General features: G+C 38.8%; 21 protein-coding genes. 9 read left to right on the top strand and 12 right to left on the bottom strand.

Annotated features, from left to right (window positions below; genetic code table 11):
• Nucleotides 1-19 precede the first annotated feature (19 nt).
• On the top strand, nucleotides 20-574 hold the full coding sequence (locus tag AAHM81_RS02280; RefSeq protein WP_342265738.1) for a phosphatase PAP2 family protein: 555 nt from the start codon (nucleotides 20-22) through the stop codon (nucleotides 572-574).
• Here the strand turns inward: AAHM81_RS02280 and AAHM81_RS02275 are convergent.
• The gene (locus AAHM81_RS02275; RefSeq protein WP_342265737.1) at nucleotides 571-1,545 is read right to left on the bottom strand and encodes a zinc dependent phospholipase C family protein; all 975 of its coding nucleotides are present in this window, start codon (nucleotides 1,543-1,545) and stop codon (nucleotides 571-573) included. The two genes, AAHM81_RS02280 and AAHM81_RS02275, sit on opposite strands and share 4 nt — an antisense overlap.
• A gap of 105 nt (nucleotides 1,546-1,650) precedes the next feature.
• Between AAHM81_RS02275 and AAHM81_RS02270 the strand changes: the two genes are divergently transcribed.
• The 4 genes from AAHM81_RS02270 (at nucleotide 1,651) to typA (ending at nucleotide 5,998) form a co-directional block, all read left to right on the top strand.
• The gene (locus tag AAHM81_RS02270; protein ID WP_342265736.1) at nucleotides 1,651-2,913 is read left to right on the top strand and encodes a hypothetical protein; all 1,263 of its coding nucleotides are present in this window, start codon (nucleotides 1,651-1,653) and stop codon (nucleotides 2,911-2,913) included.
• A gap of 231 nt (nucleotides 2,914-3,144) precedes the next feature.
• Entirely contained in the window at nucleotides 3,145-3,411 is a 267-nt protein-coding gene (gene rpsT, locus AAHM81_RS02265) for a 30S ribosomal protein S20 (RefSeq protein WP_342265735.1), read from the top strand.
• A gap of 16 nt (nucleotides 3,412-3,427) precedes the next feature.
• Nucleotides 3,428-4,135: a RadC family protein gene (radC, locus tag AAHM81_RS02260; RefSeq protein ID WP_342265734.1), complete on the top strand. Its 708-nt coding sequence runs from the start codon at nucleotides 3,428-3,430 to the stop codon at nucleotides 4,133-4,135.
• Between the two features lie 45 nt (nucleotides 4,136-4,180).
• A complete protein-coding gene (gene typA / locus AAHM81_RS02255) occupies nucleotides 4,181-5,998 on the top strand; it encodes a translational GTPase TypA (RefSeq protein WP_342265733.1) in 1,818 nt (605 codons plus the stop codon).
• Between the two features lie 2 nt (nucleotides 5,999-6,000).
• On the opposite strand, the gene AAHM81_RS02250 is transcribed toward typA, so the two are convergent.
• The 11 genes from AAHM81_RS02250 to lipB form a co-directional block, all read right to left on the bottom strand.
• Entirely contained in the window at nucleotides 6,001-6,597 is a 597-nt protein-coding gene (locus AAHM81_RS02250; protein ID WP_342265732.1) for a CvpA family protein, read from the bottom strand.
• Nucleotides 6,598-6,778: 181 nt separating this feature from the next.
• The gene (locus AAHM81_RS02245) at nucleotides 6,779-7,471 is read right to left on the bottom strand and encodes an SIMPL domain-containing protein (protein WP_342265731.1); all 693 of its coding nucleotides are present in this window, start codon (nucleotides 7,469-7,471) and stop codon (nucleotides 6,779-6,781) included.
• A gap of 163 nt (nucleotides 7,472-7,634) precedes the next feature.
• Nucleotides 7,635-8,909: a hypothetical protein gene (locus AAHM81_RS02240; RefSeq protein ID WP_342265730.1), complete on the bottom strand. Its 1,275-nt coding sequence runs from the start codon at nucleotides 8,907-8,909 to the stop codon at nucleotides 7,635-7,637.
• 189 nt (nucleotides 8,910-9,098) lie between these two features.
• Complete coding sequence (locus AAHM81_RS02235; protein WP_342265729.1) at nucleotides 9,099-10,631, bottom strand: hypothetical protein; 1,533 nt, start codon at nucleotides 10,629-10,631, stop codon at nucleotides 9,099-9,101.
• A gap of 439 nt (nucleotides 10,632-11,070) precedes the next feature.
• Nucleotides 11,071-12,624, bottom strand: coding sequence for an Rne/Rng family ribonuclease (locus AAHM81_RS02230; RefSeq protein ID WP_342265728.1), 1,554 nt, complete (start codon nucleotides 12,622-12,624; stop codon nucleotides 11,071-11,073).
• Nucleotides 12,625-13,204: 580 nt separating this feature from the next.
• Nucleotides 13,205-13,840: a nicotinamide mononucleotide transporter family protein gene (locus AAHM81_RS02225; protein ID WP_342265727.1), complete on the bottom strand. Its 636-nt coding sequence runs from the start codon at nucleotides 13,838-13,840 to the stop codon at nucleotides 13,205-13,207.
• Nucleotides 13,841-13,879: 39 nt separating this feature from the next.
• Nucleotides 13,880-14,083, bottom strand: coding sequence for a hypothetical protein (locus tag AAHM81_RS02220; RefSeq protein WP_342265726.1), 204 nt, complete (start codon nucleotides 14,081-14,083; stop codon nucleotides 13,880-13,882).
• A 167-nt stretch (nucleotides 14,084-14,250) separates the two neighbouring features.
• Complete coding sequence (locus tag AAHM81_RS02215) at nucleotides 14,251-15,750, bottom strand: sodium:solute symporter family protein (protein WP_342265725.1); 1,500 nt, start codon at nucleotides 15,748-15,750, stop codon at nucleotides 14,251-14,253.
• Nucleotides 15,751-15,989: 239 nt separating this feature from the next.
• On the bottom strand, nucleotides 15,990-16,778 hold the full coding sequence (gene rsmA, locus AAHM81_RS02210) for a 16S rRNA (adenine(1518)-N(6)/adenine(1519)-N(6))-dimethyltransferase RsmA (protein ID WP_342265724.1): 789 nt from the start codon (nucleotides 16,776-16,778) through the stop codon (nucleotides 15,990-15,992).
• Between the two features lie 13 nt (nucleotides 16,779-16,791).
• Nucleotides 16,792-17,169: a helix-turn-helix domain-containing protein gene (locus AAHM81_RS02205; protein WP_342265723.1), complete on the bottom strand. Its 378-nt coding sequence runs from the start codon at nucleotides 17,167-17,169 to the stop codon at nucleotides 16,792-16,794.
• 313 nt (nucleotides 17,170-17,482) lie between these two features.
• Nucleotides 17,483-18,190, bottom strand: a complete 708-nt coding sequence (lipB, locus tag AAHM81_RS02200; RefSeq protein ID WP_342265722.1) for a lipoyl(octanoyl) transferase LipB — start codon at nucleotides 18,188-18,190, stop codon at nucleotides 17,483-17,485.
• A gap of 628 nt (nucleotides 18,191-18,818) precedes the next feature.
• On the opposite strand from lipB, the gene ndk reads away from it, so the two are divergent.
• The 4 genes from ndk (at nucleotide 18,819) to AAHM81_RS02180 (ending at nucleotide 23,775) form a co-directional block, all read left to right on the top strand.
• Nucleotides 18,819-19,274: a nucleoside-diphosphate kinase gene (gene ndk, locus AAHM81_RS02195; RefSeq protein ID WP_342265721.1), complete on the top strand. Its 456-nt coding sequence runs from the start codon at nucleotides 18,819-18,821 to the stop codon at nucleotides 19,272-19,274.
• 393 nt (nucleotides 19,275-19,667) lie between these two features.
• Nucleotides 19,668-21,530 carry a tRNA uridine-5-carboxymethylaminomethyl(34) synthesis enzyme MnmG gene (gene mnmG / locus AAHM81_RS02190; RefSeq protein ID WP_342265720.1) on the top strand — a complete coding sequence of 621 codons (1,863 nt, stop codon included), beginning with the start codon at nucleotides 19,668-19,670 and terminating at the stop codon, nucleotides 21,528-21,530.
• A gap of 531 nt (nucleotides 21,531-22,061) precedes the next feature.
• Nucleotides 22,062-22,829: an AAA family ATPase gene (locus AAHM81_RS02185; protein WP_342265719.1), complete on the top strand. Its 768-nt coding sequence runs from the start codon at nucleotides 22,062-22,064 to the stop codon at nucleotides 22,827-22,829.
• Between the two features lie 49 nt (nucleotides 22,830-22,878).
• Nucleotides 22,879-23,775 carry a ParB/RepB/Spo0J family partition protein gene (locus tag AAHM81_RS02180; RefSeq protein ID WP_342265718.1) on the top strand — a complete coding sequence of 299 codons (897 nt, stop codon included), beginning with the start codon at nucleotides 22,879-22,881 and terminating at the stop codon, nucleotides 23,773-23,775.
• The last annotated feature ends 1 nt before the right edge of the window (nucleotide 23,776 follow it).

The following is a 23,776-nucleotide window of genomic DNA, read 5'->3' as shown; positions in this document are numbered from 1 at the left end:
CTAAGCAAACCATCTACCCATGACCAATACCATTGTTTATAGACTTGACCAAATACTGTTTCTTGCGATTAATAAATGGCATCATTCGACCACAGATGTTTTTTTTGAATTGATAACCAGTACATTATTTTATATCCCTCTATATATTTTACTTATAGCTTTTTTTAAAAAAACATTGGGTTGGCATGGTGTTATGCTTTTTTCTCTAACCATTATCATCTCAGATCAATGTTCTGCTACATGGCTTAAACCACTTTTTGCAAGATATCGGCCCTGCTATGCTATGTCCCAGCTGCATCTTGTAGGTACATATAACGGTATATATGGGCTCCCATCATCTCATGCCAGCAATACATATGCCTTTGCGATGCTTTTTTGGCGAATTTTTAAAACCAACTACAAGTTCAGTGGGCTATTTTTTATTTGGGCTACGATTGTTTCATATGGACGCATATATGGTGGGATGCACTACCCACTCGATGTTTTGTCAGGTGCTATGGTAGGATGCTGTATAGGGTTATTGATGGATCGATGCTACCAAAAAAGCAGCCAAATCTATGGCAATACAAACTAATGCTCCTCCCCACATGCCCGAATGCCTTCTAAAATGATGCCTTCTTGGAGCAGCTGCTTTTCTTTATCTTGATCCATTGGGGCGGTATGCAAATCATTCAAATTAGGTGAGCCGGCGTTGACCCAAGCGGTTAACCAAAAACTTCCTACTGCCCTAATGGATTGCTGCAAACGGGCTTCAACCTGCCCTTGTAGGGCGTGATGGTAAGCAGTAGAAAATGCAATGGAATATTGTTTTTTTAATAGATTTCCTTCTTGTTCAAAACTATATTTTGCCGGATACTGCTTGGAAAGTTGCTTTTCCAAATCCAGTAGGTTGGCCACTAAGGCGTGGGACTGTAGTATAATATCCCATATATGGGTTAATGGATCCTCGATATAAACAGCCTGCCCTACAAAAAGATTATAGGTGTCGAAAAATACAACAGGCAGTCTTGTCTCCCATAAAGCATGAATACCCTCCTGACCTGTCATTTGCCCATTGTAGTTTTGTGTAGTATGCAAAGGAACGTGTGCATCAGCAATGTAATGACCTAAATCTGCTGAATATTGTAGAATTTTAGCTGTATTTTTACTTATGAAAGCTTTTGTTAATTGTTGTTGTACATCTAGTATCGCCCAAGGGAGCGTGCCATGTGTTGCTACTGCCTTAGCGCCATGTTTTGCTACAGCCTGGTGCAACAAAAGTTTTGGATCCTTCACCTGGCTAGCATGGTAGACTTCAAGGTCTATAAAGTGTTTTGATGCTTCATCTTTGACTACATATCTGCGTTTATCCGGCGTTATAGATTTTTCTACTAAGAAGGTAAGGTGTGCTTTATAAAAGGGAAACATAGTGGGTGGTAAGGTGGTTATAGCACACCGATGAATCTGTTTGTGTGCAAAGAACCCCCAAGACCAAGCCTCTAAAGGAAGGTAGCACAAGGTCAACCAATAAACTGTCTTAATATAGACCAAAAGATAATGTTTCATTTTTTGAACAAAAAAAATCTTCCTATATTGCTTTGATGTCAGGAGCATATCAGGAACATATTTTTTATAAGGCAGTTGCTCCATTCATTTTTAATGTATATTCCTTTGAACCCAACGAACCAATATATATTACGTTTTTTTTTGTTTATAACTTGGTTATTGCCTTTTGTAACAAAAGCTGCTGGGCAAGCTAACAGTCATATGGCCACATTGCCAACTGCTATGGACCCGACTTGGTATCCCTATCCACGCTCTATACAGTTACGTACTGGAGGGATGGTGCATAAGGATATGGATCGCCATACCACTGATACAATACAACCTGCTTCTAATGAAAAGCCATTAATAGTTATCCCCACTACCATTGATATAGATATTTTATATGTCAATGCCTTTTTTGCTACTCAACTTGAATCCTATCCAAGAATTGGCTTATCCTTTTTCATGCCCTATGGGTTTCACAAAGGAAAGCAGGTTAGATTTCCTAGCATATGGGGGATTTTGGCTTATATGGAGCTATATCAGACCCATCCCACTCTGTCTACATGGGGGAACAGGATCAGTATGGGTGCCATAAAGGGCAGTATATGTACACAAAAAAAGGATCAGCCCAACTATAGTTTTTTATCTATAGAAGAAGTTACCTATCATTGGGCATGTACCCCCTCTTGGCAACTTAACCTTTGTATGGGGCTGTTGATCAATGGCTGGCCTAACAAGGGACAACATAGGTCTAAGCAGCATCAAACCAATGAAACCGATCAGCTGCATGGCAATAGGCAACCTTTCAGGGAGTTAGACAATGCTTCCATTATATTCAAATTGGCACCTATAGTCACTATAGGTATACGATATGTGATCCATACACAACCTTTTTGGAAATTGGTTGATCGTCCGATCCATTATAGAAAACGGAAAAGCAGTAGAGTAGATTGTAGTATAGGTGGCAGCAGTAGGTATCTACCATCAACCAAAAAATACCATTTGATTTTTAGGGGATCTTCATTATTTAGTTTTGCTATTAACCATAATAATGCCCTATTATCCTCCATAGAGCTAGGCTACAGCTGGTATAAAAAAGCGTTGTTAACCAACATGCTAGCAGGAGGAGGTGTAGAAGCTACCGCCTTATTAGGCTATGAGATACGTTATGGATGTTGCTTGTTGCAGCTACAGCTAGGCTGTGCAATTACTGAGTCAAAAAAACCCGCCATACAAATCCCCAATAAGGGTGGACTATCCAATCTGTTGAAAAAAAGGGGGAGTTTTTCTATAAATCTACAGTATATGCTTACAGAGCGTTTCTTTGTAGGTATCAGCGCTCGCTCTCAAGAAATACCAGGACTTCGGTTGGGCCTATCATGGTAATCCAATGATTGAATAGTATATAAAAAAGTAGTATCTTGCATTAGGTCTCTTTTTAAACGCTGCTGCTGATGGCAATTTGTATACTGCCCTGGTGTTTAAAGCCTTGTGTATACCAATACGCTACGCTTTTGCCCGTTGTGCCTCCTACAAATTCCTGAGCATAAGCGCGCTTCAAAAGAAGCCTGTTCAATACAATTAAATTTTATATTTGCTTCATTCAATTATATTTACATGGCAAACCATCCATCCGCTGAAAAACGCATAAGATCGAACCGTACCAAGTACCTTCGCAATCGTTATCAGTTAAAAACATGTAGAACTTTTATGAAAAAGGTTAGTAAGTGTACAGATAAAGCCGCTGCAGAACAGTTACTACCTAAGGTTTTTTCTATGTTAGATAAGCTTGCAGCAAAAAACATAGTGCACAAAAATAAAAGTGCCAACAGTAAAGCTAAGCTTGCCAAGCATGTAAATCGGCTCACTATAGCTGTGGCCTAAAAATAGCATAAGTGATATGGCACGGGAGATATATGCAACCGCTCCGCTAAAAATCCAAGACTGGGCACCAGAGGACCGGCCAAGAGAAAAACTATTGCGCCAAGGAGCCTCTAATTTAACCGATGCAGAACTTTTAGCTGTGCTTATAGGATCTGGTACGCGCAACATGAGTGTTGTAGTATTGGCACAGCATATCTTAAAAGCCTATGGCAATAGTCTACAAGAACTGGCCAAACGTTCTGTCCAGGAATTGCAGCGATTTAGAGGGATAGGGGAAGCAAAAGCGATTGCTATTGTCTGTGCTATGGAGCTTACACGTAGGCGGGCCTATGAGCCTGTCCATAAAAAAGAATTGATTAACAGCTCTGCTAAAGCCTATAGGGTATTGCAGCCAGATCTAACCGATAAATCAGTAGAAGAGTTTTGGGTCTTATTGCTCAATAGAGCAAATTATTTAATCAAAAAATTAAAAATTAGTAGTGGGGGTACAAGTAGAACCATTGTAGATGCTAGATTTCTATTTAGACTGGTGCTGGACCATCAGGCTGTTTCCATTATATTAGCGCATAACCATCCTTCGGGCAATACTACTCCAAGCACTACTGATATTGAATTAACCAAAACACTTATAAGAGCTGGGGAGCTACTTGATGTAGCGGTGTTAGATCATATTATATTTACAGACAGAAAATACTTCAGTTTTTCCGATGCAGGAATGCTGTAATGCCATAAGTTCCAAAATAATAGCTTCGTTAAATTAACATATTTCATGCAACCATTACGTAATATTGCCATTATAGCACACGTAGACCACGGAAAAACAACCTTATTAGACAATTTATTAAAGCAAAGTGGAACCTTTAGAGCCCATCAAGAAGTAGCAGAACGGGTTATGGATTCCAATGATTTAGAGAGAGAACGTGGCATTACGATTCTAGCCAAGTGTACCTCTTTAATTTGGAAAGAGACCCGTATCAACATTGTTGATACACCTGGTCATGCTGACTTTGGTGGGGAGGTAGAGCGCATCCTAAGCATGGTAGATGGCGTGGTCTTATTAGTAGACGCAGCAGAAGGGACGATGCCCCAAACCAAATTTGTTTTAAGTAAAGCATTAAATTTGGGATTACGGCCTATTGTAGTAATCAATAAAATTGATCGTGCAGATGCGCGTGTAGCTGAAGTGGAAGATGAAGTCTTAGAGCTGTTTATGGCACTTGACGCTACAGAAGCACAATTTAACTTTCCTATTGTCTATGCTTCTGGACGGTCAGGTTGGGCTAGTAGAACATTAGACGGAGAACGGAAAGATCTATCTCCTTTATTTGATCTAATCCTAGAACATGTACCGGCTCCAACCGTTGACTTAGATAGTGATTTTTCAATGCTTATAACGGCAAGGGAATATGATTCTTATCTAGGTCGGATGTTGACAGGGCGAATCTTCACAGGGAGTGTAAAGGTCCAACAAGCTATCAAAGCGCTCAACAAGGACAATTCGGTAATCGAAAATGGCAAGGTGACAAAAATTATGGCTTTCCGTGGTATGGAACATGTACCCATTGACACGGCATATGCTGGTGATATTGTTGCTATTGCAGGCATGCAACGGGCTAACGTAGCAGACACCATTTGCGCGCCTACTGTGATGCAATCCCTACCTGCCCTTCCTATAGACCCACCTACATTGGCCATTAACTTTTCCGTTAATGATTCTCCACTAGCTGGAACAGAAGGTAGTAAAGTTACCTTTAATGCCATACGGGATAGGCTCATGCGTGAGTTGGAATCAAATGTATCTATTCAAGTAACCGAAAGTCCTAATAAGGATTCTTTTGAAGTAGCTGGACGGGGTGAATTACAGTTGGGTGTATTAATAGAAACAATGAGAAGAGAAGGGTTTGAGCTTTCCATTAGCAGGCCGCGTGTATTGATTAAGCTAGGGGATAATGGTGAAAAGCTAGAACCACTAGAAGAAATTCAGATAGAAGTAGATGATGCATTTTCAGGATCTGTCATTGAATCCATGAGTTTGCGTAAAGCAGAAATGAGGGACCTCCGTCCAATGGGAGGTGGCAAAACACGTATCATTTTTGTTGGTCCATCACGTGGTTTAATTGGTTATTATGGCGCTTTTCTTACTGAAACTAGGGGTACAGGTATTATGAACAGGAGCTTTCATAGTTACGGTACTTATCGTGGCACGATTGCTGGGCGGCGCAATGGGGTGCTGATTGCTATGGGAATGGGTGATGCAGTGGCATATGCACTATTTAATTTAGCCGACCGGGGTAAAATGTTTATCGGTGCAGGCGAAAAGGTTTATGGTGGAATGATTGTGGGAGAGCACAATAGAGATAATGACTTAGAAGTGAACTTGTTAAAAGGGAAACAGCTTACCAATATGCGTGCGTCAAGCTCAGACGAATCCATTCGGTTAAGCCCTCCTGTTGTGATGACATTAGAAGAAGCCATTACTTATATCAAGGATGATGAGCGGGTAGAAGTGACTCCACAATCGATTCGCTTACGCAAAGCGGTATTAGATCCCAATGCGCGTAAGAGGGCGGCTAAATCGCATTATTAACTTTATGGCTTGGATTTGGTCAGGCTATCACCCTTAAGCTGACACCACTGTTTGAATGGATAAAGGCTATGCATGGAGGTGCAGGATTGTAAAATTTTTGGAACAATAGGCTCTAGAAGCGGAAATAGAAGACTATGGTCTGTATAGATACTGGAAAAGGCACTCAGCCCTACACACCCCCAAAAATAAATCAATAAACTGATAAAAAATGCCACTTTGCATAGCCCAAATAGCCCTCCTAGCATGTTATCAAATATGCCTAGAAAGCTAATCACTACAACTTCTCTAATCAGTTTTGTTAAAAAATAAATCACCAAGCCCCCTATGAAAAGCATGAGCAGTGCCAAGGAAGTGGGCAGAATAGCAGCTAAGGCAGGTAGTTTGTGCTCTACAATAGGTAGTAGGGTGTAAAATAAGGTTACTCCTTTGATACAGCCCAATATCAATAGTAAAGATGAAATCAGCTCCACAACAAAGCCCTTTTTAAGGCCATTATAGCCCCCCCAAATAAGTGGTATCATCAGTAAAATGTCAAGTCCATTCATATGAATTTGATTAGCATCAATAAACCTCTTTTGAAACGTATCTGTTCGCGTCACTGGTTAATAATGGATTTTATCCTACTTTATTCTTGATAAGAAAGTGGACAAAACATCAAGCCTTCGGTAAAAATTTGGGGGAGCCTACCCCTTACAGATGGAAAAAAAGAAGTCGCCCGTTGTGCAGGCTGCAAAGGAATCTGTTTTTCCTAATCATTTGCAAGGGATGGGCTCTATACGCTTATTGAATAGCATACTCCATTTGAGTGACTACACGAACCTTTTTTCTAGTAGGTACATCGGTATCTTCTATGGAAAAAGAGCCTTGAGAGGCTTTACGCAACATGCCTAAACGTACAGCTGAGTCGCTAGCCAATTGTTGAGCAGCCTTTTTTGCATTTATAGTAGCCTCTTGAATCATAGATGGCTTAATAGTATTTAAATCTGTAAAGATAAATCGCAACCCACGATCCCATCTACTACCAACTAAGAAAACACCTTTTTGTATAATTTCTTGTGACTTTTGTACTGTTGCATATAGTAAAGAAACCTTTGGCGAATGGATGGTCACTTCCATTTCTGCTGAGTACTTTAGACGCTTGTCTGCGTCATTGTACTTCGAACGGTCATCCAAGTAAGCATGACCATATATGATTTCTTTATCTGTAAATCCCTGCTCGCTAAGAAAGTTAATTAAGGTAGTTGTTTGCTTTTTAATTTGTGCATTTACCTGATTTAAATCATTACCCGATGACTCAAACTTAACAGACCATATGCCTATAGTGGCATCCACCTCTCTTTCTGCAAGCCCTTTTACATTAATATATGTTGTCGCTCCTGAACGGGTATACCAAAAAGCTAAACTAAAAATAATACTACTGGCTATTAAGCCGAGACTCAAAACAATAGCTGCTTTTACTTTTTTTTCATGCATGTTCATCTAGTTATTTATTCAAATTCAACTTCTTCCCAATATAGGTAGAAGCTGTCTAAATTATTATACAATACCCCTACTGCAATGGTGTTTAACCATACATTGCAGCTAGGGGCAGTTGAATGTAAACAATATTTTGAAAAATATCTAGTCTAAGCAAATTTTATAAGCTAAATTTTATACCTCCAGAAAACTTATGCTCCATGCCTTTATTTTGTTGTTCCTCTACCTTCAACTCTTTTACCAGGCTATATCCACCAGAAAGGGTCAAATATTTATTGATTGCATAGGCAACTTTCGGAACTAAATTCCACTGACTATGAAAGGCTTGAGCTGGTTTGTGTAGATCATCTCCAGTTGTAAGGAAAGAGCCCCTGATGGATAGTGTCCATTTAGGCGTTGCGCAGTACTCTAACGTACCTCCAAATCCCCAAGCATCTATAGCATATAACCTATCTTTGTCCTGGTCTATATAGTAGACTGCACACATTTCTTTACGTGTTTCATCACTTTGAATGGCTGAAAGACCTGATAGGTAATCACCTAAACCATGTACATAAACACCCTGCCCTGTAGCTGTAAATTTTTTGGGAACCACTTGATACTGAACGCCAAAATGTCCGCCATAGGTAACATAATGAATATTTGGCAAGTTTTTCTCATTAGAATGACTGCTATGTGTATAATCGGTGCAACGCCCTAAAGCACTTAGGCCAATATTCAACTCATCCATCACCACACCTAGATTAATACCAAAGGCTGGAAAACTATTCTTGGCTTTAAAAGGACGGTCTTTATTTTTTAAATCATCCAATTGAATGGCACTGTTTGCACCTTCTTCTTTTGTATTGTATTGTTGTCCATTGACATTGTTTTTGTTAAACAATCCTGGGTGTAGTGGCATGGCTCTTTCAAGGGCATACCCAAAGCGGAACCAATCAAAAGTATACTCATACTTTATTTGTAACGTACTTGCTGTAGCAGATATAAGTAAAGAAGGATCTGCTTTTTCGTAACCAAAGATACTAGAAGTATAGCCCATTGTTACCCGCTCTCCAATCGCTACAGTAGCATTTTTAATGGTGAAACTTTTCTCATTCCAACCAGCACCTATATCGACTGCTGCATCTTTGTTACACAAAGCTTTTGGCACAGCTGCAGTGAATTTTAACTGTGCGCCCACACCATTCTTAGTCGTAAGTGCCTTATCTTGGTATACAATAGCAGGGCTCATTGTAATAGCAGCGCCTAATTTTATTAAATTTTCAGCTTTGGGGTTATCCTTTTCTGCTTCCTTTGCTGTTAGATCATCTTTCTCTACGCTTGATGATATGTCTAGGTCGTCTTCTTCTAATTCAAACGCATATGGGTCAGCATATGTAGGATGTATGATGCTATTGGCAAAAAATAAGCCAAGTAACGCGATTTTAATTTTCATAGCAAAATAGGTTAAAAATTATATAATTTAAAAGTTACAGCCTTGCCCAATCCCTCTTTACATAAAGAGACTAAAAAGCCAATTATTTGCCTAACCAGTAGGCTTACGGTTAGAAAAACTGAAATATCAGATAACTAGATCTAATTATAATAAATAATGTAATGATAAGCAATATATATGGAGGACAATTTAATCTGAACTTAGTAAATCTTGTAAGCCTTCTAGATTGCTTATGCTATCTAGTTCATGATTTTTACCGTGGCATTCTTTATTTTTCAAATGATTAGATGGGTTGTCCTTGGCAAATCGCATAGAGAGCCCTACTTGCAAATAAATAGCGGGCTGTTTATAATGGATATTATAGGATTGTTGATCAGGAAACTGTTTAAACTTCTGCTGCTCCATAGCAAGACGCACAGTACATGAAAGGTAATCTGTAAGCTGCTGCTCATACCCTAAACCGAAATTATAGGCTAATGTGTGATATAAATAGGGGCCAAGGGTTATCAACCAAGGAAATTTATTACCCGAGTGATGGACATAGCATAAACGTATGTCGGTAAAAAATCTATGTTTTGCATTATTAAAGGCATACCATCCACATTTAGCAAACCATCTTCCCTGAGTGGACCATTTTTTATCAATAAGGTATGTCTTATGTGTAATATGGCCGTCATTATGGACCAGTTGGTTGGTAGCGTTAACGACTATTTCTGCACCCAAGCCTATAAGCAATTGTTGCCAGAGCACGTATTGTAACCCTAATGTAATAGGCATCCCAAACCCTATGCCTCGAAATGATGCATTTTGGCTACTGCCATCCGCTATATGATCAAATTGATCAAAACCAATCACTTTGTCAAGCGTATGGTGGAACCAATTAGGCCTGTATACCTCATTCGTGTTGGTTATAAAAAAGTAATCGTGATTTTGCCTTTGGAGCAAACGCATCTGCTCCAACCGGTTTCTGTAAAAAACAGCACCAGATCCTATACTGAAATCCAATGAAAAATTGGACCAGATGCTTTGCTTTTGCTCAGGGTTATCGAGCTTCATCAATGTGTGAACACCCAGCAATTCTTCCAATAACGCATCTGCAGCTACATCATGCAACGGATTGTTTTGATTAGGCCGAACTGATTTGTTTATAACAATAGCAGGGGAATGGCTATTTATCTGGGTGTTGGTTTGTTGCAAATAAGGTGTAAGGCTAACTTTATGCCATGTTTGATTGGACAAATCGTATGCCCAAAAGTTCATATAAGTACTACTGTCAATGGCTGCATCTAATGGCTCATCACTATGCGTACCATTTACAATTTTAAAAGATTGGATTTGTACCCATGCTTGCCCAATAGGGTCATAAGCATAAAATGTTTTGATTGTTTCATATGCATCTAGCAGCATCTCGCTTTTTTTATCATCAGCGATAGGTGCTACAGGATGTGGCATAGCCTGACTGAACGGGGCATCACTCATTTTTATCTGCCCAAATTCATACCTTTCTTGACCATCTAAACCCTCATTTTTTTTACTTTTTTTATTGTATTTTTTTTTGCAAAAATCTTTTATCCTTTGTAGAATTGTAGAGGAGTTTTTGTCTGTTCCACTTTTTGCGTTTGCTGCACTAGCATTTGCAAATAGGCAAAGCAGCAGCGCTGCTGCGCCTATTAGAATAGAGGTTTTGCTATGTGTATGTTTAGGCAGCCTGGTAAGCTCCATAATCTTTATTATTTGGTTAAACTATATTCTCTATATTATTCAATAATTCCTCCTATGTTTCATGGTTCACGCAGCGGAACGGTCATGCTGCATGAGCCAAAAAATGAAGCAGATAGGTGCAATTTACCAACCATATTGAATGGGAAGGTAATCTTTTGCACTTCTTTAAGTAACTTGTCATTCTTTTCTCTTAGAATTAATCTAATCGTTCCCTTTGAATTATACAAGCGTAGCATGACGACCATTCCACCCTCTCGTTAAATGGTAACAACCAGGCAAAAGGGCATGCGATATAGTATGTTACTACATCTTCGTTCGAAACGTTATGTATGCGTTTCAGCTATTTGCCTATCGGGTCAAACTTTTTATCGAAGCAGATAAGGTGCTCAACCAAAGGCGTGAATAGATTCCTTTCGAAAAAATTTATTATAAAAAAGCACTAATGGAGTTCTATTTCTTCTTGGTTTTGATTAACGAGTTTATAATCTGTCACCGCCATGGAAGAATCTTCAACCAACGTAACCCATCTACCATACTTTAGAAACCATCTAAACCTTTTAGAGATCAAATTTTTAGTAAAATAGGCATAAAGATAGGGATGGACCAAAAGCCTAATCCCCTTTTCGTTTTGATTCATCAAAACAAGCCGCAAGGTTTCTTCAATTCTTTCTGAAACCAATATAGAAGCATCGATCTTTCCTGTTCCATTACAAGATGGGCAAAGCTCTCTGGTCACTACATTCATTTCTGGGCGCACCCGTTGACGTGTGATTTGCATGATGCTAAACTTTGACAGTGGTAAAACAGAGGTTTTAGCGCGATCTTCTTTCATGAGCTCCTTCATCTTTTGATAAAGAAGCTTTCGATCTTCTATTCCTTTAATGTCTATAAAGTCCACTACTATAATCCCACCCATATCACGCAACCGCAACTGGCGTGCAATTTCTTGTGCAGCAGCCAAATTAACATTCAAGGCCATTTTTGCTTGCCCCTCTTCATCCACAGCTCTGTTACCGCTGTTCACATCAATGACATGCATGGCTTCAGTATGCTCAATCACTAAATAGCCTCCCCCTTCTATACCAACTGTTTGACCAAAAAGTGTTTTTAACTGCCGCTCTATACCCAATTGCTCAAAAAGCTTGATTTTACCTTGATGCAATTTAAGAATCTTCTCTTTATCAGGTGCAATGGTATGTATGTATTGCTTGATTTCAGTATAAAGAAGCTGATCATCTACAATAATACTATCAAAAGACTCATTGAGCATGTCTCGTAGAATGGTATAGGCCCTATTTACTTCTCCTATAACTTTTTCCCCAGGCAATGCAGTACTGAGTTGCTCTATCCCCCTCTTCCATTTGTCGATAAGAGCTCTTAGATCTCTATCTAATGTAGCCACATCTATTCCCTTGGCTACAGTACGCACAATTACGCCAAAATTTTTAGGCTTAATGGAAGCGATTAAACGGTGTAGCCGATCTCGCTCTTCAGCATTTGTAATTTTTTTAGAAATACTAATCGTATCTACAAAGGGTATTAGTATCATGTAACGACCAGGCAGCGTCAACTCAGAAGCTATACGAGGGCCCTTACTGGAAATAGGCTCTTTTACGATTTGAACCAATACCTCCTGCCCCTTTGTGAGTAAATCTGCCACTTTACCAAGTTTGTCTATGGGTGGCTCAACTACAAAGTCAGCTAGATTGGTAAGATTGCTCTGTCGATGCCTAACCAAGTGAATAGCCTTTTTCAAAGAATTGAATTGTGACCCAAGATCCAAATAATGCAAAAAAGCATCTTTTTTGTACCCTACGTCTACAAAACTTGCATTTAAACTGGGCACTACTTTTTTAATAATCCCCAAATAAATATCACCTACTTTGAATTTGTTGTCTTCTTTTTCTACCTGATACTCAAAAAGATTTCCGTCTTTTAGCAGTGCTATTCTACAATTATTATCCGTACTATTAATTATTAATTCGTTACCCACGCGCTCATTTTGTTTACGTTTTTTACAGAAACCCAGAAAGCAATTAGTAGCATATTTAATAAATAGTTAAACAAAGCAGATAATAACGCTTCTTGACACTTAAGTGCTATCTATTTTTCTTTTTATGTCTATTTAACCTAAGACGCTTTTTACGCTTATGTGTAGCTACCTTTTGTCTTTTTCTTTTCCTACCACAAGGCATTTTACTAAGATTTCGTAAGTTATATGTATTATACCACTCTGGAATAGCCCCTGCCTATATCTTAGCCAGATTAGAAGGTTCTATTCGCTTATGCTTAAATAGCCTACCCACTAAGGTCCTAAACCCTACTGGCCGCCCAGTACGGTTTAGACACTGGGCATTAATTTCTCCAATTTACTGTTTTTTTCTTTAATTGCACGCATATTGCTGATGATTCTAACTATGATATCCCTATAAGGATGGTTTTTACCTCCATTCACTTTCAAAACCCAATCGCATCTGGCCATTTTGAGACTTGTCTATGCGCTTCAACTACAGCTAAGCAGTTGCAGTGTGCCTAAAAAATTCCTCGCAAAAGTAGATTGCGAAAGAGGGCTATTATGGCAATTTCATTGCTTTATAAGCTAGGTACCATTTTATTTGACCATAAATGCCTATACATATCAAAACAAGGTAATGCATACTCAACATGATCGCTCCTGTTTGATAGCAGGCCAGTGCGAAGGCTATATAACGCAAAAGAGCGACTACCCATCTTTCTAGTTTTTTATGTGACATAAGCCACTTGTCCATAAAACCAAAAGAAAAGTAATAGGCATCTCCATACACAGATATAGGCGTCGATGATGTATTAAAGTATTTACCTATTATAAAGCTCCAGATTATTCCACCCAATATGCTCATTCCAGTAATAGATAAAAGTATCTTATGGGATGTTCTGCTCACCTTTACAGGTTGTCGATTTATGCTTCCTTTCCACCTTAAATAGGCATATAAATTAAAAAATATAAAAATGATGCTATAGACTACTTTCCCATAGAGTTTTCTAACGGAATAGACATAAATATTGGTAAACGCAATGGGGAAAGCCAAAATTTTGCTCCAAATATTTTGGCGTGCCTCTAAAAAATGGGAAAAAATGGAAGCTACTACTACACTAAATTCCAATAATCTTTGTTGATCATAGATTAGCCATTTTCCTGCACCCATAATGGCTCTCAGAAGTTGATCCATTATTATATAAAATGATGTAAATGAAATAAAAATATATGATTAGTCTTGATCATGTACATACGTTCCCTTAACTGGTTCGTTGGGTTGAAGTTGTGGGCCATTTGGCTTGAGTTGTGCATTAGATTGCGCATGAATTTTACCTATTAATTCATATACTTCTCGAAAAGGTCTTTCAGACAAGGCTTTAATAATTACATTCACCTCAGCGATATCTAACCGGAGTGCTATTGTATTTGGCTGCATATAATTATGACTTATTTAGTGTTTTATTTAAAAATAAGTGTGAACCGTTCAACCTGCTGGCTATGCTACTTACATATAAGCAAAAAGCAAGATACACATTCCTTATCATCAAGCAAAAAATAGTCTTAAAAAATCCTCTTACTATTCTTGTATCCGTTAAGCTGGTGCTACTCTAGATCTATATTTTTTTTATACTTTTTAAATGCTCGTATGAGCTGTTCCATTCTTTTTTGTTGATCGTCTCTGCCCACCCACCCCTTATCAGCTGGTTGTGGCAATAGGTAGTGGGCAGCCATCATAGCCAAGCCATTGGCTACCATGGCCAAAAAACCTACTCCTATGCCTATGTCAATTTGTGGCCACTTTTTCAAAATTAATGCAGTCAATGCACCTATAGCCATTCCGATCAAAGCGGTAGGCAGACTACCCCGAAACCCCAAAATAGCCAAGATAAAAGGAGCGGCTATTGTAGCTTCAAAACAAATAATCAGGGCATTAAAAACAAAATGGCTTAATTGAAATAGGTTGGGATAGTAGACGGTTACAATCATGGCTAACAAACCGGTAATGAGTGCTGTGTATTTGGCTAGCCGAAGCTGGTGGACGTAAGAAACTACTTGTATGCCCCGAATGCTTTCTACCATATCATGGCTAAACATAATGGCAGCAGTGTGTAAACTAGAATCAGCTGTGGCCATAGCCATTCCTAACAAACTAATGACCACACATCCTTTATACACAGGTGGCATATCGGCTAGAATATAGGGCCAAATTTCTGTTACCGGAAGTGTTAAATCGCCTACAAAAACAAGCAAGCCCATTAAGACAATACATGCTAGTATGATAACGCTAAAAAGGGTGACACGCAGGAATACTTTATGTGCTTGAATCGGACCAGAAGACATATAGACTCTTTGTACAGCTGACGGGTTGAACCAACATGCAAGGCCTAGACTCTCCACCACAAGCTTCAATAATTTTTTGTCCAAATGGAAGAGATTACGGAACTGAAATTTTTCTTGCTTTTGTAGAAGCAATATAATGTCTAAAAATGACTTGCCTGTTTTTACAAACACAAGCCTAATGAGCAAGGGAATAATAATAGTAAAGGTTGCAAATTGCAATATATCTGTAAGCGTTATCGCACGAATACCTCCAAACATAGCGTAGGCAATAAGGATTAAAGTAGCCAGAACAGTTATGATACGTGGGTCAATTGAATCTACACACATGCCGATAGCAGCGGAGATTACATTGATTTGAATAGCAACAATACCAATAGAAAAACAGATTCCTAATAGCGCAGCAATAGCTCTGAACCATTTACCATATAGGCTGCCTATCGTCTCTGCCATAGAAAGATGTTCCATAAATGGCCTCATACGCAGCACCAAACAACTTTTTATCCAAAAGCCGACTGCTATTGCAAAAAGCATGGCTATGAAATATATACCTATATTATGCACTTTCGGTACATTACGCATCAGGGTCCCTCCTCCAAAACTTGTCGCCAACACTGTAACCACTAAGGTAGTGGTATGAAACTGCTTATTACCGACAGCATATTCACGCAATGTAGTTGCTCTTTGGCTCGCGTAAAGGCCTACTCCTAGAGTCAATAACAAAAAAGCCAATACCATAAAAAGGGGCATGTTATATAGTATCATAAGACAGAATGCGGTTGGATAAGCGCTGCTTAGAAGATTAAACGTAGGATAAAGGGCTTTCCTATAAAAATGTAAGCTGAATCAGCTTTATTAAATCGATTATATTGACTTTGGTTAATAAAACAATATATAACTTGGGGATCAATAGAGATAAAAACGCACAGATAAATGGCAAACAACCAAAACCATATAATTTTAAGCAATTTTTATGATGGATACAAATAATAGGCTGTTATAGCCTAAGTCAACGTCTTGTTTTCCAATGCATTAGTTAGTGTTACAAAATCAGCTACACTGAGTTCTTCCGCGCGTTTATTCAGTAAATCAGCACAGCCTATATTGGATATACCCAAAGCGCGCAAAGCATTTTGTAACTTCTTTCTACGTTGTTGAAAACCACTTTTGACTATTTTAAAAAAAAGTGACTCATTACATGGCAATTTTTGTACGTTATTGCGATGCATGGTAATAACGGCAGAATCTACCTTAGGTGGCGGCAGAAAGAGGTGGGGGGGGACTGTAAACTGGTATTCTATAGCATAGAATGCTTGTAAAAATACACTCAGTATACCATATACCTTATTGCCTGGTTGGGCAACAATCCGTTGTGCTACTTCTTTTTGAACCATACCTACTACTTCATGGACCAGATGACGGTTATGCAAAATTTTAAAGAAAATCTGAGACGAAATATTGTAGGGGAAATTGCCAATAATCGTCAAATGTGCGTCTTGAAACTGTTCGGTTAGAGGCAGCGTTAAAAAATCTGCCTCTATAATGCGCTCCTTTAATGGGGCATATTTCTTTTTTAGATAGGGTATCAATTCGCGGTCTATCTCTACAAGGTATAAACCAGCAATAGGCTTAGCGATCAACATTTCTGTTAAGCTACCCCTACCAGGTCCCACTTCAACTACTGTACCTGCTAGACTTTTATCTGTTAATAGGTTAGCTATTTGACTAGAGACAGTACTATCTACTAAAAAATGCTGCCCCAATGATTTTTTAATCCTTATAGATGTTGTCATACTTTCGCTGAAGTTAAAAAGAAGAAGAGTTGATGAATTCTTTAATTTGCTTATAGAAGGCATGTTGATCGACCTCCTGCGATTTTTTTAGCAAAAATTTCAACAACCAATTGTATTTTTCCAATAGCTTTTTATACTTCTCCTCAAGTTGAAATAATTTTGAACGGAAATCATCTGACAGTGCTCTATCTGACTTCATCTCAGGAAAATGAATCACAAAATTATAGTGCAGCACCACCCCTAAGTTCAATATAAAGTCATAGCTCAAGTTTTTCTGCTTAAATCTATTGTAGAGCGTATTTCTACTTATACCCATTTTTTCAGCTAATGCTGAAAGAGAGAGACCGCTTCTTCTCACTACACTTTCAATAATTTCTCCTCTATGTTGCATCTGGCATTAGCAAATTTAATAAGTAGAAAACAAAACATGGTTATCAGTTCCTTTCTATTAGGTTTCTTTTGAAACACTAATGCTGCTGACCCTTTACAGGCTGAGCCCGTAAAGCTATTTGTAATGACCACTTGGGGGACTTGTCTATACCCCTCAAATACACCTAGTATGCTTCTGTGCTTAACTGCACTGCATCTAAGAACTATTCATTACAAAATGGTCATCAATAAGGCCTTGTGTATCCTAAAATGGAAGCCTTATACACAATATAAATATTTGATACTTTATTTTAAATAAAAGTTTAATACAAAATTTATACAGAATATAACTTATTTAGAATATTTTTCCCCAAAATGTCTGATACAGACATTAATGCAATGTGTCTGTTCAATTCTTGTTTCATAGATGTCACCTTCTTATGCAGGCCGCAAGGTATGATTTGCTCAAAAGGTGTCAGATCATTGGTTATATTTAGGGCCAGTCCATGCATGGTGACCCATCTGCTTACTCTAATGCCAATGGCACAAATCTTTCGATCGGGTTGTTTTGTAGTTTTATCTGCCGGTAGCCATACGCCAGTTAACCCAGCGCAACACATTGATAGAATTCCAAAATAGGCCAACGTCTCTACAACAGATGCTTCAAGCAGGCGCAGGTAACGATGTATGTCTGTACAAAAAAATTCCAGATCAATAATAGGATAGACTACCAACTGCCCTGGTCCATGATAGGTAATATCTCCCCCTCTATTTACATGATACAGGGCAATCGACTGTGTCTCTAAGGTGGTTGTATCGACCAATAAATGGTCGATAGATCCGCTTCTTCCCAGGGTATATACGGGGGGGTGTTCACAAAAAAGCAAGTAACCGGCAGGTGGGGCTTGGTTGGGTTGCTGAGCTGTAGCATGGCCACACTTGCGATCCACAATAGTTTTATAGCAAGCTTCCTGAATCGCCAATGCTTCTTGATAATCTATTAAGCCCAATTGTTTTACAGCTATTTCCCTATTTTGTACCATCTGTGCTAGATTCTAATTGAGGTTGCTTTGGGTCAGGTCAAGTAAAAGGTGGCTTGCAATATAATCTATTTTTTGTCACTGGGCTGATTGTTTTCAACATCTTTGGCCTAAGGCTTTCTGTAAAAGCTATTTGTGATCAGCAATTTTTAGGGGTAGCGCAGTCGAGCACCGCAGCATACTAGATGTATTTGAGGAGCATAGACAAGCTTCGACACCAAAATTTCCATTAGAAATAGGCTTTGCAGAAGCTCTCTAGTTAAATAGTATCGCTTATGCTGCTTAAAAAGGGATAGTCATGAGTCTGCCTTACTATAGTCTGGATGTAGTACTTTAGAGTAAAGAAAGGGTTGGGCAATTAGGGGTCAGGAACCACACCATCTACCTAATCCTTGACTAAGGCCTAAAAAATATTATATTTGTAGCGTACTCAGAAGTAGTAGTACCTGCACTAAAACCTTAACCTATTTCAGGATGAGATTTAGCTATATGCATGAGAATAGTAGCATGCTTTCCAGTTATAACTGCTAAGAAACTTCAATGCATACAATTGTTTGTTTAAGGTGTAGTCCCCATCGTGGGGCTAAAACAAGCACAATCCCTTACCAGTCACATTTATCCAGTTAGTAAAATGAAAGGAAGATATACGTTTTCAATGATTAAACCTGACGCAGTAGGTGCCAACCATATTGGTGCTATTCTTGCTATGATAGAAAAAGAAGGCTTTGCTATACATGCAATGTCTATGCTTCAGTTGACACAAACTGCTGCGGAGCATTTTTATGCAGTCCATGCAGACCGTCCTTTTTATAAAGACTTGTGTAAATTCATAGCTTCTGGACCTGTAGTAGCTATGGTATTAGAAAAAGAAGAAGCAGTAGCAGGTCTACGCAAACTAATGGGTGCTACCAATCCAGCAGAAGCTGCCGAAGGTACCATTAGAAAGGCATTTGCTACTTCTATCGATTATAATGCTATTCATGGCTCAGATTCAGATGAAACAGCTGCTGAAGAAATTGCATTTTTCTTTCCTGGTCGCGATCTACTTATAAAAGAAATCCCCTGTTCTATAGAGTTGCTAGTATAGTCCCTCCTCCCTAAAGAAGGGATGGGTCAGTCAATTGCTATGCAACAAGGCATGCAGCCTATTTAGGGTTGCATGCTTTACTAGGGCTTTTAGGAAACCTATTTGTGATGCACAATTTTTAGAGACAACGTAATCGAGCATTGCAACATATTCAGCTATGGTTGAGCAACATGGGCAAGTCTCAAAATCGCCATTAGAAACGGGTTGTTAAAGAGTTCTGTGGGGTTAGTAGTTATATATACCATTTGATCATTAAATTATACAATCAATCTCATTGATCCACAGTAGGAAGTGAGTTTAAGGGCTTGCTGCCAAATAAGCTACTCTTAAAGGATAATCCTTCTCTTTATCCAATTATTAATTGGATGTTTCACGTGAAACATTTTTAAATCTATGTTGCTTAAATATGACATTATTGTAGTTGGTGGTGGGCACGCAGGGTGTGAAGCGGCTACAGCTGCCTCTAAATTGGGTGCTAAGGTTTTGCTAATTACGATGAATTTGCAAACCATTGGTCAAATGTCTTGCAATCCAGCTATGGGGGGTATTGCAAAAGGGCAGCTTATTCGGGAAATAGATGCTTTAGGGGGATTTTCTGGTATTGTAGCAGATCAGTCAGCCATTCAGTTTAGAATGTTGAATACCTCAAAGGGGCCAGCAATGTGGAGTCCTCGTACCCAAAATGATCGAAGGTTATTCTCAGAATGTTGGAAAAGGGCGCTCGAATCATTGCCCAATCTGGATTTCTGGCAAGATATGGTTGTCTCCTTGTTGATACAAGATGGAAGGGTTCGGGGGGTACAAACTGCGCTAGGTATTACGATAGAGAGTCGAGCGGTTATTTTAACCAATGGGACCTTTTTAAATGGAATGATTCATATTGGTACAAAAAAAATAGCCGGTGGTCGTTCTGCAGAAAGGGCTGCTACGGGTATGACTGAGCAACTGCAGAAACTAGGGTTTGAAACAGGAAGGATGAAAACAGGCACCTCTCCTCGTGTAGATGGCAGAACATTAGATTACGATAAGATGGAGATTCAGCCAGGTGATGCCTTTCCGGGTAGTTTTTCTTTTTTAAGCCAAGAGCCTCTTGCAAAACAAAAAAGTTGTTATATTACCTATACCAATCCAGCTGTACACAATCTCATTAAGGATAATGTGGCAGACATCCCCATCTATAATGGGCAAATTCAAAGCGCTGGTCCTCGTTACTGTCCTTCTATAGAGGATAAGGTCTATAGATTTGCAGATAAAGAGCGTCATCAAATTTTTGTAGAACCAGAAGGCTGGCATACCATTCAAGTCTATGTAAATGGATTGTCTACCTCGTTGTCAGAAGCCATTCAATTCAAAATGCTCAGGGCTATAGTTGGTTTTGAAAACGCAAAAATGCTTTGCCCTGGTTATGCAATCGAATATGATTATTTTCCCCCTACACAATTGCACTATACGCTAGAAACTCAATTGGTTCAAAATCTTTACTTTGCAGGCCAAATCAATGGCACCACTGGTTATGAAGAAGCTGCTTGTCAAGGCCTAATGGCAGGAATTAATGCCTATAGAAAGATTCATGAGCTCAGTCCAGTGGTATTCAAAAGATCTGAGGCCTATATTGGGGTTTTAATAGATGATTTAGTAAGCAAGGGAACAGAAGAGCCTTACCGTATGTTTACTTCACGGGCTGAATTTCGCATCTTACTAAGGCAAGATAATGCAGACTTGCGTTTAACAGAACGGGGACATGCAATAGGCTTAGCTGATGACAATCGACTGCAGAAAGTATATAAAAAGAAAGAGGAAATGGCTGATATCTTTCATTTTTTAAAAAAATGGAAGGTGCATCCAGACAGCATTAATGCAACGTTAGTAGCAAAAAATGCAAGCTTAATAGATGAAGCACAGTCTGCTGAAGCATTATTAAAAAGGCCAGAGATGGACCTTAATGACCTGCTTGTACTAGATAAGCAGCAAGGAAATACGCTATCTGCTTATGATAAAGAGGTGCTTCAACAAGTGAGCATTCAACTGAAATATGAAAGTTATTTTCTAAAAGAAAGGGAACTTGTAGAGAAAATGGAACGCTTAGAGCATTATACCATTCCCTCTAATTTTGATTACACCAAGTTAAAAGCACTCTCGGCAGAAGCATTAGAAAAACTTCAAAAGAAAAGACCTGCTACATTAGGGCAAGCTTCGCGTATTAGTGGCGTACGCCCAGCTGATGTTTCCATTTTAATGGTTTATTTAGGGAGATAGCTACCACTCTTGCATGGACTAAATCGCCCAAAACCTGGTAGTAATGACAGATTAGTCATATTTCCATATATAAAAAGTACATTTTGTAAAGGTGCAAAAAGTAAGATGGGAAATCCTTATCAGGAATACCTTTTGATATATTTTGATTTTTTCATAGATTGGAGTGATTAACACCACATATAATGTGGTGCTCATTAAAGTAATGAAGCGTTATTTGTAGTTTAATATTCATTATTTTTCAATGTTTATATATACTGCTTTCGAAATGTTACTTTTGCGGTTCGCTTGTAGGCTGATCCGCTGCTTAAATATCGTAACCTACACCTAGTAGGCTACGGTTTTTTGTTTTGTTGCTCTTGCCAATCGGCATAAGCGAACCTTCGAAAGCAGGCTGCATATATTATGTGTTATTTTTTACTTGATTTCTGTTTTTTACATTACTGAATTCCCTTGTAAGTTGAGAAATAGAAAGCGAGGATTTGGCAACAATCTGATTATTAGTAAAATTTATGCGAGCAAATCGCAGTGTTTATGGGAAAAATCGTAGCGATTGTAAATCAGAAGGGTGGAGTTGGCAAAACCACTACTGCTATAAACCTAGCAGCAAGTCTTGCTATCTTAGAAAAGAAAACCCTTCTTATTGATATTGATCCACAGGCAAATGCAACTTCTGGAGTAGGCATTAAACCAGAAGAAGTGGAACACAGCATCTACGAATGCATTGTGGAGGCTGTAGATCCTAAACTATTGATTCAATCAACCAGTATACCTAATCTGGACCTGTTGCCTTCCCATATCAACCTAGTTGGTGCAGAAGTAGAAATGGTTAACTTTAAGAACCGAGAAGGCAGGATTAGAGAAGCCCTTAAGCCGATAGTGCCCACTTATGATTACATCATAGTGGACTGTGCCCCCTCCTTAGGCTTAATCACCATCAATGCACTCACTGCTGCAGACTCTTTAATTATACCGGTACAGTGTGAATATTTTGCATTAGAAGGGCTAGGAAAGCTATTAAATACAACTAAAATTATTCAATCTCGGCTGAACCCCAACCTGGAAATCGAGGGGATATTGATGACGATGTATGATGCAAGGCTCCGTCTGGCCAACCAAATTGTAGCAGAGGTCAAGAAACATTTTCAAAGCATGGTCTTTGAAGCGATTATTCCAAGAAATATTAAATTAAGTGAAGCGCCAAGCTTTGGTATGCCGGCCATTATTTATGATTCGGATAGTAAGGGAGCGATTAGTTATCTTAGCCTTGCTGAAGAAATTGCTAGTAGCGCTAAGAAATAATAGACTGCTTTTGAAAACTTGAAAGAGGTTTAATGTAAAATTTTTAATTATGGAGCCTACAAAAGGAAAGCGCGTCCTAGGCAGGGGGTTAAGTGCACTGTTACAGGGAGCGCATACAGAAGCTGCTGCTGATGCTACTGAGTGTTTTTTTAAAATGATTCAGATCGCATCCATTGCCATCAATCCTTGCCAACCCCGACAAGACTTTAACCAAGAAACGCTAAATGAGTTAAGCGAATCCATAAAAATACATGGTATTATACAACCACTTACTGTACGTAAAGTAGACGATCAGGTATATCAGTTAGTAGCTGGAGAACGGCGGTTGCGTGCTGCTAAATTAGCGGGCTTGGAAGAGGTACCAGCCTACATACGTACCACTGAAGATTTACACATGCTAGAGGTGGCACTCATCGAAAATATTCAACGGGAGTCATTAAATGCGATTGAAATTGCGTTAAGTTATCAGCGTTTATTAACAGACTGTAAACTAACGCAGGAAGCATTAGCGGAACGAGTCGGAAAAGATAGAACCACAGTGAACAATTACCTTCGGTTGCTTAAATTGCCCCCTGATATTCAAATTGCGCTTCGAGATCAAAAAATTTCTATGGGTCATGCAAGAGCGCTGATTAACCTTCAGACACCAGAAACACAGTTAAGTTTATTAAAAAAGATCCTAGAAGGTACGCTTTCTGTACGAGAAGTGGAAAAACTAGTGCAAGATTTATCTGCTGCCAGCCACCTAAAAAAGGCAACCGCTAAAACACAGCTTAATCCTTCTTTTAAAGCAAAACTAAAAAATACAACCACACAGTTAACCCAACAATTTAATACAAAGGTGATTATAAAAGCGGACGCACAAAAACAGGGGGAAATAAAGATTTTATTTGATTCTGAGGAAGAATTAGGAAGAATTGTTGCTATGATATCAAATATACAGTAAG

This window comes from Cardinium endosymbiont of Philonthus spinipes, from assembly GCF_964030745.1.
GTDB lineage: Bacteria > Bacteroidota > Bacteroidia > Cytophagales > Amoebophilaceae > Cardinium.
Note: the sequence above shows the minus strand (reverse complement) of the source record. Positions and strands in the feature narration are given on the sequence as shown.